This window comes from Streptomyces sp. NPDC051738, from assembly GCF_044453205.1.
GTDB lineage: Bacteria > Actinomycetota > Actinomycetes > Streptomycetales > Streptomycetaceae > Streptomyces.
Map to the genome: position 1 here is coordinate 563989 of NZ_JBITCM010000003.1, position 15169 is coordinate 579157.

At 71.4% G+C, this 15169-nt stretch carries 13 protein-coding genes; 3 read left to right on the forward strand and 10 right to left on the reverse strand.

Translation table 11 applies throughout. From position 1 onward, the window contains the following. Nucleotides 1–47 precede the first annotated feature (47 nt). The gene (locus ACIA8X_RS10440; protein ID WP_399458179.1) at nt 48–650 is read left to right on the forward strand and encodes a hypothetical protein; all 603 of its coding nucleotides are present in this window, start codon (nt 48–50) and stop codon (nt 648–650) included. Here ACIA8X_RS10440 and ACIA8X_RS10445 read toward each other — a convergent pair. From ACIA8X_RS10445 to ACIA8X_RS10465, 5 genes are all read right to left on the reverse strand, one after another. Next, nucleotides 586–1431, reverse strand: a complete 846-nt coding sequence (locus tag ACIA8X_RS10445; RefSeq protein ID WP_393445392.1) for an inositol monophosphatase family protein — start codon at nt 1429–1431, stop codon at nt 586–588. The genes ACIA8X_RS10440 and ACIA8X_RS10445 overlap by 65 nt on opposite strands. Nucleotides 1432–1609: 178 nt before the next feature. Beyond that, the gene (locus ACIA8X_RS10450) at nt 1610–3436 is read right to left on the reverse strand and encodes a gamma-glutamyltransferase family protein (RefSeq protein WP_399458180.1); all 1827 of its coding nucleotides are present in this window, start codon (nt 3434–3436) and stop codon (nt 1610–1612) included. Nucleotides 3437–3563: 127 nt separating this feature from the next. Continuing rightward, a complete protein-coding gene (locus tag ACIA8X_RS10455) occupies nt 3564–4346 on the reverse strand; it encodes a GntR family transcriptional regulator (protein WP_393445508.1) in 783 nt (260 codons plus the stop codon). 47 nt (nt 4347–4393) lie between these two features. After that, the gene (locus ACIA8X_RS10460; protein WP_393445396.1) at nt 4394–5083 is read right to left on the reverse strand and encodes a response regulator; all 690 of its coding nucleotides are present in this window, start codon (nt 5081–5083) and stop codon (nt 4394–4396) included. Nucleotides 5084–5119: 36 nt separating this feature from the next. Then, nucleotides 5120–6223, reverse strand: coding sequence for a sensor histidine kinase (locus ACIA8X_RS10465; RefSeq protein WP_399458181.1), 1104 nt, complete (start codon nt 6221–6223; stop codon nt 5120–5122). 167 nt (nt 6224–6390) lie between these two features. Here ACIA8X_RS10465 and ACIA8X_RS10470 point away from each other — a divergent pair, with 167 nt between their 5' ends. Both ACIA8X_RS10470 and ACIA8X_RS10475 read left to right on the forward strand, forming a co-directional pair. Continuing rightward, nucleotides 6391–7398 (forward strand): carboxymuconolactone decarboxylase family protein, encoded by a 1008-nt coding sequence (locus ACIA8X_RS10470; protein ID WP_399458182.1) that lies wholly within the window; start codon nt 6391–6393, stop codon nt 7396–7398. Nucleotides 7399–7548: 150 nt separating this feature from the next. Then, on the forward strand, nt 7549–8217 hold the full coding sequence (locus tag ACIA8X_RS10475) for a hypothetical protein (RefSeq protein WP_393445403.1): 669 nt from the start codon (nt 7549–7551) through the stop codon (nt 8215–8217). Nucleotides 8218–8286: 69 nt separating this feature from the next. Here the strand turns inward: ACIA8X_RS10475 and ACIA8X_RS10480 are convergent, their stop codons facing one another. The 5 genes from ACIA8X_RS10480 to ACIA8X_RS10500 form a co-directional block, all read right to left on the reverse strand. Further along, nucleotides 8287–9834 (reverse strand): NCS1 family nucleobase:cation symporter-1, encoded by a 1548-nt coding sequence (locus tag ACIA8X_RS10480; protein ID WP_393445405.1) that lies wholly within the window; start codon nt 9832–9834, stop codon nt 8287–8289. A 162-nt stretch (nt 9835–9996) separates the two neighbouring features. Next, nucleotides 9997–11019, reverse strand: coding sequence for a TIGR03842 family LLM class F420-dependent oxidoreductase (locus ACIA8X_RS10485; RefSeq protein ID WP_399458183.1), 1023 nt, complete (start codon nt 11017–11019; stop codon nt 9997–9999). Nucleotides 11020–11030: 11 nt separating this feature from the next. Then, nucleotides 11031–12434 carry a dihydropyrimidinase gene (gene hydA / locus ACIA8X_RS10490; protein ID WP_393445409.1) on the reverse strand — a complete coding sequence of 468 codons (1404 nt, stop codon included), beginning with the start codon at nt 12432–12434 and terminating at the stop codon, nt 11031–11033. A 127-nt stretch (nt 12435–12561) separates the two neighbouring features. Beyond that, on the reverse strand, nt 12562–13404 hold the full coding sequence (locus tag ACIA8X_RS10495; RefSeq protein WP_393445411.1) for a nitrilase-related carbon-nitrogen hydrolase: 843 nt from the start codon (nt 13402–13404) through the stop codon (nt 12562–12564). A gap of 155 nt (nt 13405–13559) precedes the next feature. Next, nucleotides 13560–15152 (reverse strand): PucR family transcriptional regulator, encoded by a 1593-nt coding sequence (locus tag ACIA8X_RS10500; protein ID WP_393445414.1) that lies wholly within the window; start codon nt 15150–15152, stop codon nt 13560–13562. Nucleotides 15153–15169: the final 17 nt, after the last annotated feature.

Sequence of the window (15169 nt, forward strand, 5' to 3'; positions counted from 1 at the left end):
ATATGCCGGGTCACTGACAGCGCCGGGGCGTGGGTAAAGTCCGCCGGGTGACGCGCCGCTTCCGCTTCCATGTGCCCGAGGACGACTCGTGCCACTGGTTCGAGGTGGGGGAAGCCGGGCAGGTGCTGCGGCAGATCACCTTCCGGGGGTCTGATTCCGTGCCCGTGGTGGCGGCCGAACCGGTCGAGGTGACGCAGACACGGCAGGCGTGCGGGGAGTGGGGCGTGCGGCTGTACGAGGTCGTGTACGGCGTGCCGGTGCAAGTACCGGTCGTGGAGCCGCCGGGCGCCGGGTCGGTCGACCCGCGGGAGTTCGATGTGGCATGGGGCCGCGCCCGGTCCTTCCGCCAGTGCCACGTCCGCCACGACACCGGTCCCCTGCCGGTCGGGACGCGCCTGACCGGGACGTTCACCGCCTCGCCCTGGGGTCCCGGTGTCACGGGAGTGTTCGTCGACGTCGGTCTGCCCGCCGCCGGCTTCGTGGACGCCTCGGTGCTGCGGCGGGCGGAATGCGCGTGGCCCGCGGACGGCACTCCCGCCGAGTTCGAGGTGGTCGACCTGCGTGTCGGCGGGGGCCGTCCCCAGATCAGGCTGCGCCCGACAGCAATTCCCGCACCCGGCGAGCCGTGGCCGCGTCACGGGCCGTCGTGAACGGCAGGACGTTGCCGCCGGTGATGCGGAAGGGCTCCCCCGCGAGGGTCAGGTGGGCGCCGCCCGCCTCCTCGACCAGGAGCAGGCCCGCCGCGTGGTCCCAGGCGGCCTCCCAGGAGAACGCCGTGGCGTCCAACTCGCCTCGGGCGATGGCGAGATACTCCAGCCCCGCGGAACCGCAGGCGCGGGGCCGCACGCCGTCGGTCCACAGGCCCAGCAGGGCGTGCTTCTGCTCGTCGGTCGTGTAGTCCGGGTGGGATGTGGCGACATCGAGGTCCCGGCCGGGCTCCGGCGACCCGGACTGCAGCCGCTCGCCGTCGAGGTAGGCGCCCCGGCCCCGTATCGCCGTGGCCAGTTGGTCGCGGGCGGGGGCGTAGGTCCAGGAGGCGAGCAGCACGCCGCGCTGTGCGAGCGCGACCAGCGTGCAGAAGCCCTCGTCGCCGTGTACGAACTGGCGGGTGCCGTCGACCGGGTCGACGATCCAGACCGGGGCGTCGCCCTGTACCGCCTCGTACACCGCCGGGTTGGCGTGCACCGCCTCCTCGCCGACCACGACCGAGCCGGGCAGGAGCGCGCCGAGTGTCTCGGTGAGGTACTGCTCGGCGAGCCGGTCGGCGTCGGTCACCAGGTCGTGCGGGCCCGCCTTCTGGTCGACCTCGTGCTCGGCGAGCTGCCGGAAGCGGGGCATGATCTCGGCCGCGGCCGCCTTGCGGACCGCTTCCTCCACGTCGGCCGAGTGCTGTGCGAGAAACTCTTCGATGGTTTCGTTGGTATCGATCACCCCTTCATGAGAGCACGCCCCACTGACAATCCCCGCCGGCCCGGTGGACGCCGGATGGCATCGGCGTGAATTCGAGGGGCGCGTATCGGCAGGTCAGAGGCGGTCAAGCCCGGTCCGGCAGCCCCGTCTGGCCCCCGTCCGGCACCCTGTCCGGCAGTCCCCGTCCGGCACCCTGCCCTCAACGCCCGACCGCGTACCCCTGCATCCCGCGCGGGTTCGCCGCCGCCGACAGGACACCGGTCTGCGGGTCCCTCGCGACCGCGCACAGCCGGCCCTCCGACCAGGCGTCACCGACGGTCACCTCGTGACCACGCCGCCGCAGCTCCTCCACCACCTCGGCGTCCATACGGGACTCCACGGTCACGCTCCCCGGTCGCATCCCACGCGGGTAGAAAGAGCCGGGGAAGCTGTCGTTGTGCCAGTTCGGGGCGTCGATGGCGCCCTGGAGGTCGAGACCGCCACGGACCGGGGCACGCAGCGCCACCGCCAGGAGGAAGTGCAGCTGCCACTGGTCCTGCTGGTCCCCGCCGGGCGTGCCGAAGGCCATGACGGGTACGCCGTCGCGCAGGGCGATGGAGGGCGTGAGGGTGGTCCGGGGGCGCCGCCCCGGCGTCAGGGAGTTCGGCAGGCCCTCCTCCAGCCAGGCCATCTGGAGCCGGGTGCCGAGCGGGAAGCCCAGTTCGGGTACGACGGGGTTGGACTGCAGCCAGCCGCCGCTGGGCGTGGCCGCGATCATGTTGCCCCAGCGGTCGACGATGTCGAGGTGGCAGGTGTCCCCGCGCGTGGTGCCGTCGGCAGCGATGTCCGGCTCGCCCGGCACGGGGGACGTCGGGCGCTTCGCGACCGTCGGTTCCCCGACGCCCAAGACGTCGAAGCCGGGTTCGTCGGAGGCCACTACGCGCGCGTGGGCGCACAGCCGCGGGGCGCGTCCACCGGGGCCGCCGGGCCGCAGCTCAGGCGAGGCCTTGTCTGCGACCAGCTCCCGCCGGGCCGCGTTGTACTCGGCCGACAGCAGCTCGGCGAGCGGCACCTCGGCCGCGTCGCCGTACCAGGCCTCCCGGTCGGCCATGGCCAGCTTGCAGCCCTCGATCAGCAGATGGACGTACTCGGCGGACCCGTACCGGGGCAGCTCGGGCGGCAGCAGCGCGAGTTGCTGAAGGAGGACGGGGCCCTGGCTCCAGGGCCCGGCCTTGCACACCGTCCAGCCGTTCCAGTCGTACGTCGCCGGCGCCTCGTAGGTCGCGGACCAGTCGGCGAGGTCGGCGGCCGTGAGCGTGCCGGAGTGCCGCTCGCCGCTGGTGTCCATGGTGGGCCGCTGGGCCTGCCGTACCAGCGCCTCGGCGATGAACCCCGCACGCCACACCTCCCGCGCCGCCTCGATCTGCGCGACACGGTCCCCGGCCCCGGCGACCTCGTCGAGCAGTCGCTTCCAGGTGGCGGCGAGGGCGGGATTGCGCAGCAGTTCCCCGGGCCGGGGTGCCTTCCCGCCCGGCAGATACACCTCCGCCGACGAGGTCCACTCCGTCTCGAACAGCTCCCGTACGGTCTCGACGGTCTCGGTGACACGCTCCACGGGCGCGTGCCCGTGCTCGGCGTATCCAATGGCGTACTGGAGCACGTCGGCGAGAGTCCTGCTCCCGTGGTCCCGCAGCAGCACCATCCAGGCGTCGAAGGCGCCGGGCACGGCGGCGGCCAGCGGCCCGGTCCCTGGCACGAGGTCGAGCCCGAGTCCCCGGTAGTGCGCGATCGTCGCCCCGGCCGGCGCGACGCCCTGCCCGCACAGCACCCGCACCTCGCCGCCCGCCGGGGCGAGCAGGATGGGCACCTCGCCGGCCGGCCCGTTGAGGTGCGGCTCGACGACATGCAGCACGAAGGCACCCGCCACAGCCGCGTCGTACGCGTTACCGCCGCCCTCCAGCACTGCCATCGCCGACTGCGAGGCCAGCCAGTGGGTGGAGGACACCATGCCGAAGGTGCCCTGGAGGGTGGGGCGGGTCGTGAACATGGGGCCTCTCATCTCGCTGTTTCCGCACTACGGCCGGACTACGGCCGGACCACGGCCGGTCGATCACCTTGCGCCCCCTTCTTCCCCCGCCTCCGCGCCGACGAACCGTCGTACCGCGCCGCCCTGCTCAGCGGGTGACATCCACCTGCACATGCGCGCCGATCGTGAGGTCCTGACCGGTCAGGCTGTCGATGAGTGCCTGCAGGGTCTGCGCCAGGTGGTGGCGGCAGGCCGCCTCCGCGGCCTGGGCGTCCCCCTGTGTGATCGCCTTCAGCATCGCGCGGTGCTCCTCCAGCGACGTGCGCATGCGGCGCGGTCCGCTGTGCGAGAGGTGGCGCAGCCGCGCGCTCTGGCCGCGCAGGTCGCCGATCGTGCGGGCGAGGTACGGATTGCGGCACGCGGCGATGACCGCCCGGTCGAAGCCCTCGGCGATGTCGTAGAACTCCTGGTACGAGCGCGCCTGCGCGGCGGCGTCCAGCGCACGGAAGGACTCGTCGAACTTCTCCAGCCGCGCCAGCAGTTCGCCGAACGGCACCAGCACCCGCCCGTCCGCCACCCCGGCCGCCGCGACCGACCCGACGGCCTCCGGCTCCAGCAGCATCCGGAACTCGAACAGCGGCCGCACCCCGCCCAGCGAGATCGCCGCCACCCTGGCCATCTCACCCGGCGCGAAGTCGACCAGTCCCTCCCGGGCCGGCCGCCGGATCGCCTCCCGCACCGGCGTACGCGAAGCACCCAGTTCCTCGCCCAGCTGGACCTCGCTCAGCCTGGCCCCCGGAGGCAGCCGGAGCGACTCGATGTCGCTCTTCAGCCGCTCGCAGACCGCTTCGCTCTTGCCAGTCGCCCGGGCCGTGGAACTCCTCGCCGATCCTTGCCGACCCTTCCGCGTACACGCCTGTATACAGGCTATCGGGGCAGCGCATCAGATGTGCTTTGAGGTGCAGGGCTCGGTCGGGCTCAGGACACCGGCGCGTCCGGACTTCGCGGAGTCACCAGACCCGACTCATAGGCGAACACGACCAGTTGGGCCCGATCCCGCGCCCCGAGCTTCGTCATCGCCCGGCTGATGTGGGTCTTCGCCGTGAACGGGCTGATCACCATGTGCTCGGCGATCTCCTCGTTCGTCAGGCCCCGCGCGGCCAACGCCGTCACCTCGCGTTCGCGACGCGTCAGGCCCTCCAGGCCGGGAGCGGTGGCCCGGTCCGGTGGCCTCGACACGAACTCGCCGATCAGTGTGCGGGTGACCGACGGGGAGAGCAGCGCCTCGCCGCGTGCCACCACCTCGATCGCCTGGAGCAGGTCGGCCGGTTCGGTGTCCTTCAGCAGGAAGCCGCTCGCGCCGGCGCGCAGGGCCTCGAAGACGTACTCGTCGTGGCCGTAGTTCGTCAGGATCACCACGCGGACGGGCTCCAGCGCCGGGTCGGCGGCGATACGGCGGGTCGCCTCGATGCCCGTCATCACCGGCATCTGTACGTCGATCAGCGCGATGTCGGGAACCTGCGCGCGGATCAGCTCCAGGCCCCGCTCCCCGTCCGCCGCCTCGCCGACCACCTCGATGCCATCCTCGGAGTCCAGCAGGGCCCTAAAGCCCGCCCGCATCAGCGCCTGGTCGTCGACGAGCGCCACCCTGATCACGCCGTCCGTCATCCCGTCGCCCCCGCCTTCATCCCGTCGCCCCCGCCCTCATCCCGCCTCCCCCAACGGCAGCCGCGCCCGCACCGCGAATCCGCCCTCCGCGCGTGGGCCGGCGTCCAATGTGCCGCCGAGGGCCGTGACGCGTTCGCGCATGCCGGTGAGACCTATGCCGGGGGTGGGCGGACTGGAAGGGTCGGCCGTACCGTCGTCCTCGACCCGGATCATCAAGTCCCCCTCCCCATACGTCAGTTGTACCGCCACCTTCGCCGGCCCCGCGTGCCGCGCCGCGTTCGTCAGGGCCTCCTGCACGATGCGGTACGTCGCCCGGTCGACCGTCGCCGCCAGGGGCCGCTCCTCCCCTGTCACGGTCAGCTCGACCGCGAGTCCGGCCGCCCGCGCCCGCTCCACGAGGAGCGCGGGTGTGCCGGTCGGCTCGTCCGTGCGCAGCACCTCCAGCGTGGCGCGCAGTTCGCGCATCGCCTCACCGCTCGCCTCCTGGATGGCGAGCAGCGCGGGCGGTATCTCCTCGCCGCGTTTGCGGGCCAGGTGCACGGCGACGCCCGCCTGGAGCTTGACGATCGAGATGCTGTGGGTGAGCGAGTCGTGCAACTCGCGGGCTATGCGCAGGCGTTCCTCGCCCGCCCGGCGCAAGGCCGCCTCCTCCCGGGTGCGTTCGGCCTCCTGGGCACGCTGTTCGGTCTGGCGCAGATACGCCTGCCAGTTGCTGTCGGCCAGACCCGTCACCACCGCGCACAGGAACCAGCCGGCGAGGAGCAGCGCGTCCCGGGCGACGTCCGCGCTCGCCGAGCCCGCCGCCACATAGCCGCCGAGGAAGATGGCGGCGCCCGCCGCGGCCGTGCCCCGGTACCCGGTCCGCCCCGCTGTGTGCACCGCGCCCACGACGGGGACGGCCATGATGGTCGCGGGGCCCGCGTGGACGACCGCGGCGAGCAGGCAGCCGACGGTGACCGCGAGCACGACGCGCGGAGCGGTGCGGTGCGCGGTCAGGGCCAGCGAACCGACCGCCATCAACGCGAGGTCGAGCGCCCCCGCACGGTCGTCGGCCCGGGCGACGAGCACGACGATCACGCCGACCACGACCGCGCAGGCCGCGTCGACGAGCTGTCCGCGGGTGATCCGGTTCCCCCTCATGCCCGCACACTAGACCGCCCCACCGACAGTGACGTCACCCCTGTGGACGGCCTGCGGACTACTCCCCGCGCAGTAGTGCCCGGCACCCGCCGACCCCGCCGGCGCAGCCCCAACTCCCTTCGGCCGTACGACGACCCGGACGGCCCGGACGGCGCACGCTGCTGCCCATGTCCTCACCCTTCCGATACACCGAACCCCTCCCACCCAGGTCGTCCACAGGCACCGTCGCCGAGGTGTACACGCAGATCGCCCTCGACTTCGGCATCGCGGCACCCTCCACCTTCGTGGTCCTGTCCTCCGCCCCCGAACTCCTCGCCCCCACCTGGGCGTTGATGCGCGAGTCCCTCATCGCGGGGGCCGGCAGCCGTACCGGCAAGGAGCTGGTGGCCCTCGGGGTGTCGCTCGCCAACAAGTGCCCGTTCTGCGTGGACGCGCACACCGTGCTGCTGCACGCCACCGGCGACCACGCGCTGGCGGAGCGGCTGGCGCGCGGGGAGGCCCCGAAAGACGAGGAGCACGCGCGCGTGCTCGCCTGGGGACGGCACACGCGCGTGCCCGGCGCCGCCCTGGCCCCGTACCCCTTCCCCCGCGCGCACGCCCCCGCCTACCTCGGCACCGCGCTCTCCTTCCACTTCATCAACCGGGTCGCGTCGGCCCTGCTGACCGAGAACCTGCTGCCGGCGGGCGCCCAGCGGTTCCGCGCGGTACGCAGCCTCGCGGGCCGCACGCTCACCCGGTCCGTGCGCCGCCCCGCCCGCCCCGGCACCGCCCTCGCCCTGCTCGACCACGCCGATCCCGGCGAAGCCCCCGCATGGGCGGGCGGCACAGCGGTCGGCCTCGCATACGCCACGCTGCTCAGGGCGGCCCTCGCGGGCGCCGACCTGCTCGACACCGACGACCAGGACCTCGTGGAGGAGGTCATCCAGGACTGGGACGGGGCGCATCCGCCGCTCGACCTGAGCGGCTTCCCGGACCGACGGGAGCGTCCCGGCGCGCGCCTCGCCCTGCTGGCCGCCCTCGCGCCGTACCGCATCACCGACGAGGACGTGGCGGCCTGGCGCCGGCCCGAGCACACCGACCACTGCCTGGTGCACCTGGTCGCGTATGGGGCGTTCGTCGCCGTTGACCGCATCGAAAGCGCACTTTCCACTCAAATCGGCCATCAGGTGCTGTAACTCGCCCAGGACACCACGTAATTACGGGCCTGCCGTAACGGCGTCAGCACGGAGCGAGTTCGCCCTTCCGCCCCACAGGGAGTCATGTGACACTGGCGTCCCGTCCGCAGTGCGGACTCCCTCCGCACCGTCCCCCACGAAATGTGCGCCGTGCGTTCTCTTCCCTTGCCGCTCGCTCTCACCGCGCGCCTGTCGCCCGTCGTCGTGCTCGCCGCGGCGGGCTGGGCGCTGTCGTCCGGCCCGTACGCCGCGGCGCCGGCCGCCGACGACGGGGCGACGCAGCAGAGCGACGGCGAGTCGCCCACGGCCCCGGCGACGGCGGCGGTGTCGAAGACGTACTCCGCTGCTTCCGCCCCGTGCGACAGCCTGGGCACGAAGACGATCAAGTCGCTGGTGCCGGGCGCCAAGACGGCAGGCAAGGAGATCCCGTCCACCGACTCGAAGCTGCGCCGCACCTGCTCGTGGAACGCGCTCAAGGGCTACGACTACCGCTGGCTGGACGTGTCCTTCGAGATCACTAAGTCCGACGACGCGGCGCGGAAGTCCTTCAAGGAGCGCGTCGCGGCCAAGAGCGGCGGTGGTGACGTCCCCGGCATCGGCGACGCCGGCTACTCCGTCGTGAACCTCACCACCGAGGACAAGCAGCAGACCCGCGAGGGCGTGGTGCTGGTCCGCACGTCCAACGCGCTGGTGTCCATCACCTACAGCGGCAGCGACTTCGAGTCGAAGAAGGCGCCCGACACGGACGAGATCAACAAGGGCGCGATCAAGGCTGCCAGGGAGGCGGTCGCCGCCCTGGAGGACGGCCAGAAGGGCTGAGCCCCTCCGCGACCGCCCTCCACGAACGTCCTCCACGACCACCTTCCCCAGCCGCGCTCCCCCGCGGGATCAGGCTTCGGCGCGCTCCTTACGGCCGCCCATGAGGACCACGTACAGCACCAGCGAGGCGCCCAGGCCCACCGCCCAGCCGTAGTCGGCCAGCGGCTTGAGGAACGGGATCAGTCCGTCGGTCGGGAACGGTCCGCTCTTCGTGCCGTCGGCGCCGACGCCCGAGTACGAGCCGCCGACCGCGAGGATGCCGCCGACCAGGAACGCGGCGATCGCGCGCCAGTTCCAGCCGGACGAGTACCAGTAACGCCCGCCGGGCGTGTACAGGTCGGCGAGGTGCAGGACCGTGCGGCGGATGATCCAGTAGTCGGCGATGAGGATGCCCGCGACCGTGCCGAGCAGGCCGCCGACCACGCCGAGCCAGGTGAAGATGTAGAACTCCGGGGTGGAGATCAGCTTCCACGGGAAGATCAGGATGCCGACGACACCCGTGATCAGCGCGCCGGTACGGAAGTTGATGAGCTTCGGCGCCAGGTTGGCCAGGTCGTACGCCGGGGAGACCACGTTCGCCGCGATGTTCACGGAGATCGTGGCGACGAGCACGATGATCAGCGCGAAGAGCAGACCGAAGGCGCTGTCCGTCTTGGCGGCCAGCGCGACCGGGTCCCAGATCGCCTCGCCGTAGACGACCTCGGAGCCTGAGGTGACCAGCACCGCGAGAACGGCGAAGAGCGTCATGGTCGTAGGCAGACCGAGAGCCTGGCCCCAGGTCTGCGCCTTCTGGCTGGCGCCGAAGCGAGTGAAGTCAGGAATATTGAGGGACAAAGTGGCCCAAAAACCAATCATCCCCATCAGGGACGGGAAGAAGACCGGCCAGAAGTCGGGGCCCCAGCCCAGCTTCGAGGGCTGGTCGAGCAGCGCGCCGAACCCGTCCGCCTTGACCGCGATCCAGATCAGCAGCACGAGGGCACCGACGATCACGAAGGGCGCGGCCCAGTTCTCGAAGTGCCGCAGGAAGTCCATGCCGCGGTAGATGATGGCGATCTGCAGCGCCCAGAAGAGGAGGAAGCAGAGCCACAGCGGCCAGGGGTTACCGGCGATCTTCCCCGCGTTCTCCCAGTGGCCCCCGGTGAGCTTGGAGCCGAGGGCGAAGATGCCGCTGCCCCCGATCCAGGTCTGGATGCCGAACCAGCCGCAGGCCACCGCCGCCCGGATCAGCGCCGGGATGTTGGCGCCGCGCAGCCCGAACGAGGCCCGCGCCAGCACCGGGAACGGGATGCCGTACTTGGGCCCGGCGTGCCCGGTGGCCAGCATCGGCAGCAGCACGATGACGTTGGCCAGGGCGATGGTGAAGACGGCCTGCTTCCAGTCCATGCCGAGGGCGACCAGGCCGGAGGCCAGGGTCCAGCTGGGGATGCAGTGGGCCATGGAGATCCACAGGGCCGCGAAGTTGTACGTCGTCCACTTGCGCTCGGCGACCGGGACGGGACGCAGGTCGTCGTTGGCGAAGGGGCTGTTGGCGGGATACGCCTCGGGGGCGAGCTCGATCCGGCCGTCGGCACCGGCGAACTGGGATATCGGAGACCCCGTAGGGACTGTTTCGGTCATGAGCAGGCCAATCGACAGAGCGGGACGGGATGGAGACAGGCCGTGCGGGGGCCTTGGGCCCTCCCCGGGACGGCGGGGAGGGGAACAAGGTGGGGGGTCTGGTGGAGCGGTGCCGGTGTCTGTGTGTCTGTGTGTCTGCGTCCGTGAACTCGGCGACGAGGATCAGGCGTTGAGCGCGGGGATGACCTTCGAGCCGTACGCGTCGATCACGGCCTCCTGCGCGTCGTGCATGTCGTACACGGCGAACTGGTCGACGCCCAACTCACGCAGCGCGTTCAGCTTCTCGATGTGCTTCTCGACCGGTCCGATGAGGCAGAACCGGTCGACGATCTCGTCGGGCACGAACGCGGTGTCGGGGTTGTCGGCGCGTCCGTGGTGGGAGTAGTCGTACCCCTCGCGGGCCTTGATGTAGTCGGTGAGCTCGTCGGGTACGGCGGCGGAGTGCTCCCCGTACTTGCTGACCAGGTCGGCGACATGGTTGCCGACCATCCCGCCGAACCACCGGCACTGCTCGCGCGCGTGGGCGAGCTTCTCGGGCGAGTCGTCCTCGGTGACGTACGCGGGTGCGGCGACGCAGATCTTGACCTCGGACGGGTCACGGCCGGCCGCGACCGCCGCGTCCTTGACGGCCTTGACCATGTACTCGGTGAGGTACAGGTCGGCGAGCTGGAGGATGAACCCGTCGGCCTCCTCGCCGGTCATCTTCAGGGCCTTGGGCCCGTACGCCGCCATCCATACGGGGAGTTCGGCGCCGGGCTTGATCCACGGGAACCTGACGGTCGTGCCGCCGCCGAGGTCGGCCTCTTGGCCGCTGCCGAGTGCCCGGATGACCTTCATGGCCTCGCTGATCCGGGCCAGGGTGTTGGGCTTGCGGCCGGCGACCCGCATCGCGGAGTCACCGCGGCCGATGCCGCAGACCGTGCGGTTGCCGAACATGTCGTTGAGGGTGGCGAACGTGGAGGCGGTGACCTCCCAGGTGCGGGTGCCCGGATTGGTCACCATCGGGCCGACCGTCAACTTCTCGGTGTTCGCGAGGATCTGACTGTAGATCACGAACGGCTCCTGCCACAGCACGGCGGAGTCGAAGGTCCAGCCGTAGGTGAAGCCGCTGCGCTCGGCGCGCTTCATCAGGCTCACGACCCGCGAGGCGGGCGGGTCGGTCTGCAGGACGAGTCCGAAGTCCATGTGCTCCGCTCCTAGTTGAGGTACTGACAGGTGGAGCGGGGGGTGTAGACGCCGTGCCCGGCGCGACCGGTGTACTCCCGCTCGGTGATGACGAGTTCGCCGCGTGAGAGGACCGTCTCGACCCGGCCGGTGGTCTGCTTGCCCTCGTACGCCGAGTAGTCGACGTTCATGTGGTGGGTGACGGCGGACATGACCTGCTCGGCCTGCGGGTCGTAGATCACGACGTCAGCGTCGGCGCCCGGCGCGATCGTGCCCTTCTTCGGGTACATGCCGAACATCCGGGCCGGGGTGGCGCAGGCGATCTCGATCCAGCGGCGGCGCGAGATGTGGCCGTCGACGACGGCCTGGTGGAGCAGGTCCATCCGGTTCTCGACGCCGGGAAGGCCGTTGGGGATCTTCGAGAAGTCCCCGCGTCCCAGCTCCTTCTGGCCCACGAAGCAGAAGGGGCAGTGGTCGGTGGAAACGACCTGGAGGTCGTTCGTCCTGAGCCCCTTCCACAGGTGGGCCTGGTGCTCCTTGGGCCGCAGGGGCGTCGAGCACACGTACTTCGCGCCCTCGAAGTCCGGCTCGGCGAGGTTGTCGGTGGACAGGAACAGGTACTGCGGGCAGGTCTCGCCGAAGACGTTCAGCCCCTCGTCGCGTGCCTTGGCCAGCTCGGCGACTGCCTCCATCGCCGAGACGTGCACGACGTACAGGGGAGCGCCCGCGACCTGGGCCAGCCTGATGGCGCGATGGGTGGCCTCGGCCTCCAGCAGCGCCTTGCGCACCTCACCGTGGTAGCGCGGGTCGGTCTCCCCCTTGGCGAGCGCCTGCTCGACCAGCACATCGATCGCGATGCCGTTCTCGGCGTGCATCATGATCAGGCCGCCGTTCTCGGCGGAGCGCTGCATGGCGCGCAGGATCTGGCCGTCGTCGGAGTAGAAGACACCCGGGTAGGCCATGAACTGCTTGAAGGAGGTGACACCTTCCTCGACGAGGAGGTCCATCTCCTTCAGCGTCTCCTGGTTCACATCGGAGACGATCATGTGGAAGCCGTAGTCGATCGCGCAGTTGCCCTCGGCCTTGGCGTGCCAGGCGTCGAGTCCCTCACGCAGCGTGTGGCCCACGCTCTGCACGGCGAAGTCGACGATCGTGGTCGTACCGCCCCAGGCGGCGGCCCGGGTGCCGGTCTCGAAGGTGTCGGAGGCGAAGGTGCCGCCGAACGGCAGCTCCATGTGGGTGTGGGCGTCGACACCGCCGGGGATGACGTACTTCCCGGTGGCGTCGATGGTCTGTTCGGCCGTCCAGGCCTCTGCGGCCGGGGTGCCGCTCGCGGCGAGGGCGGCGATACGGCCGTCCTCGATCAGGACGTCGGCGTGCATCTCGTCGGACGCGGTGATGACGAGACCGCCGCGGATGACGGTACGGCTGCTCATACTTAACGCTCCGCTGGGTTGGGGTCGAAATGTGCGGGTCGTTTGTGGCTGGTCGCGCCCACGCGGCGGAAGCCGCATATCGGCACTGCCCCGCGCCCCTTGCGGGGCGCGGGATCCCACGCCCCTACTACGGTGCCGTCAGCGGGCCGTACGCCTCCGGGCGGCGGTCGCGGTAGAACTGCCAGCGGTCGCGGACCTCGCGCAGCTTGGCCAGGTCCAGGTCCCGGACGACGAGTTCGGTCTCCTTGTCGCTCGCCACCTCGCCGACGAACTGCGCCTCCGGGTCGACGAAGTAGCTCGTCCCGTAGAAGTCGTTGTCGCCGAGGTCCTCGACGCCGACCCGGTTGATCGCGCCGATGAAGTACTCGTTGGCGACGGCCGCCGCCGGCTGCTCCAGCTGCCAGAGGTAGCGGGAGAGGCCGCGCGAGGTGGCCGACGGGTTGAACACGATCTCGGCGCCTTCGAGGCCCAACGCCCGCCAGCCCTCCGGGAAGTGGCGGTCGTAGCAGATGTACACGCCGATCCTGCCTACGGCCGTGTCGAAGATCGGCCAGCCCACGTTCCCGGGGCGGAAGTAGAACTTCTCCCAGAATCCCGGCACTTGGGGGATGTGGTGCTTGCGGTACTTGCCGAGGTACGAGCCGTCCGCGTCGATCACGGCAGCCGTGTTGTAGAGGACGCCGGGCTGCTCCTCCTCGTACATCGGCAGCACGAGGACCAGGCCCAGCTCCTTGGCGAGCGCCTGGAAGCGCCGGACGATGGGGCCCTCGGGGATCTGCTCGGCGTACTCGTAGAATGCCTTGTCCTGGACCTGGCAGAAGTACGGCCCGTAGAACAGCTCCTGGAAGCACAGGACCTGGGCGCCCTGCGCGGCCGCGTCGCGCGCCGCCTGCTCGTGCACCTGGATCATCGATTCCTTGTCGCCCGTCCAGGCGGTCTGGAAGATCGCGGCACGAATCACTCTGCTCATCGGGACCTCCGGTCGCTAGGTGTGCGAGGAGCCTAGGAAGTCCGAAAGGCTGCTTTGAGTTGCACGGTGTCACGTCTGCGGGCGTGCGGCGTGTCACGGTGTCACCCTGTCGTGGGCCCATGTTTCACCGCCGTTTTCCCAGGTCGTTGGGTGTTTCAGCCCTGTTGCGCGTCGTGCGCGAGGAGCGCGATGTGTACGGAGGCAGCCTGCTCGAAGTCGTCGAGGTCGACGCCGAGGCGCGCCTGTATCGCCTCCAGTCGGCGGTAGAGCGCGGGCCGCGAGACGTGGTGGAGCTGGGCGGTGCGGGACTTGTTGCGGCCGGTGGCGAGATACGTCCGCAGCACGGTGAGCAGGGCGCCCGCCTCGTCGTCCGGCCCGCCCAGCAGCCCGTCCAGCTCGCGCTCCGCGAACGACTGCACCTGCGGGTCGTCCCGCAGCAGCCGGATCAGGCCGCGCAGATGAACGTCCTTGAGGCGTACGACGGCCGGGAGGTCGAGGACGGTGGAGGAGTCGGCGACGGCATCGGCGACGTGCTGGGCCTCGCGCACCCCGGCGGGTACGTCGTCCCAGGCGGTACGCGCGTCGGCGGCGGCCACGACGGTCCGCGCGTCCCCCGACTCCGAGCGCACCCGGGCGGCGAAGTTCGCGGCGAGCACGGCGTCGTCCTGGTCCCGGGCGAGGCTCAGCAGCACCGCGGTGGCCCCGTCGGCGAGTTCGGCGACGATCCCGGGCAGCCCCAGCATCCGTAGCACGCGCTCCAGTTGGGCCGGTTCGCCGTCCCGCACGACCAGCGGCACGAAGGTGCGCCGGTTGACCGGCAGCCCGGCGGCACGCGCGCGTGGCAGCAGCTGCCTGGCCGGTACGACCCCGCTGACCAGGTCGGTCAGCAGGCTCTGCGCGGACTGTTCCTCCCAGGTGTGCGCGGAGGTGCCGCCGAGCATGCGGTGCAGGACGAGCGCCTCGGCGGCGCGGTCGGCGAGCAGCCGCCCGGTCGCGGTGTCGCCACGGTGCCCGCACAGCACGATCCGGCCCCACCGCTCCCCGCGCCCGCCCAGTTCGGCCCGGATCCAGCCGTCGCCCTCGCTGCCGCCGGCCTGGCGGGCGATGCGCTCCCAGTCGCGCAGCACGTCGTCCACCGCTGACCGCTCCCCTGCCGTGGCGAGGACGCGATGGGCGAGGTTGGTGACGACGACGGGGCAGGCGCTGTGCGCGGCGACCTCGTCGAGCAGGCGTTGCAGCGGGGCGCCCGCGGTGATGAGTCCGGTGAGCGCGGTGCGTACGGACTCGGAGAGGCTGACGGCGGCGAACTTCCGCCGGACCAGCCGGGACTGGACCTCCTCGGTCAGCTCGGCGAAGGGGAACGGCCGGTGCAGGACGACCATGGGCAGCCCGCACCGCTCCGCCGCCCGGCGCATCACCTCCGGCGGCGAGGGAAACGCCCGGCCGAGGCCCAGCACGACGGCCGCCGCCTCGGCCCGGTGCAGGGACCGGATGTACTCGGCCTGCTTGTCCTCGTCCCCGGCGAGCAGCACCCCGGTGGTGAGCACCATCTCGCCGCCGCTGAGCATCACCCCGACGTCCGGCGCCTCGGCGACATGCACCCAGCGCACCGGCCGGTCGAGGTGACCGGCGCCGGCCACCACCTCGGGCTCCCCGGCGAGCACCCGCTCCAGGGTGAGGACCTGCCGGACCGACAGGGCGGGTTCCAGGGGTTCCGTCGGCTCCAAGGGCTCCAGGGTGGTGGTCATGGCGGCGTTTCCCTTGC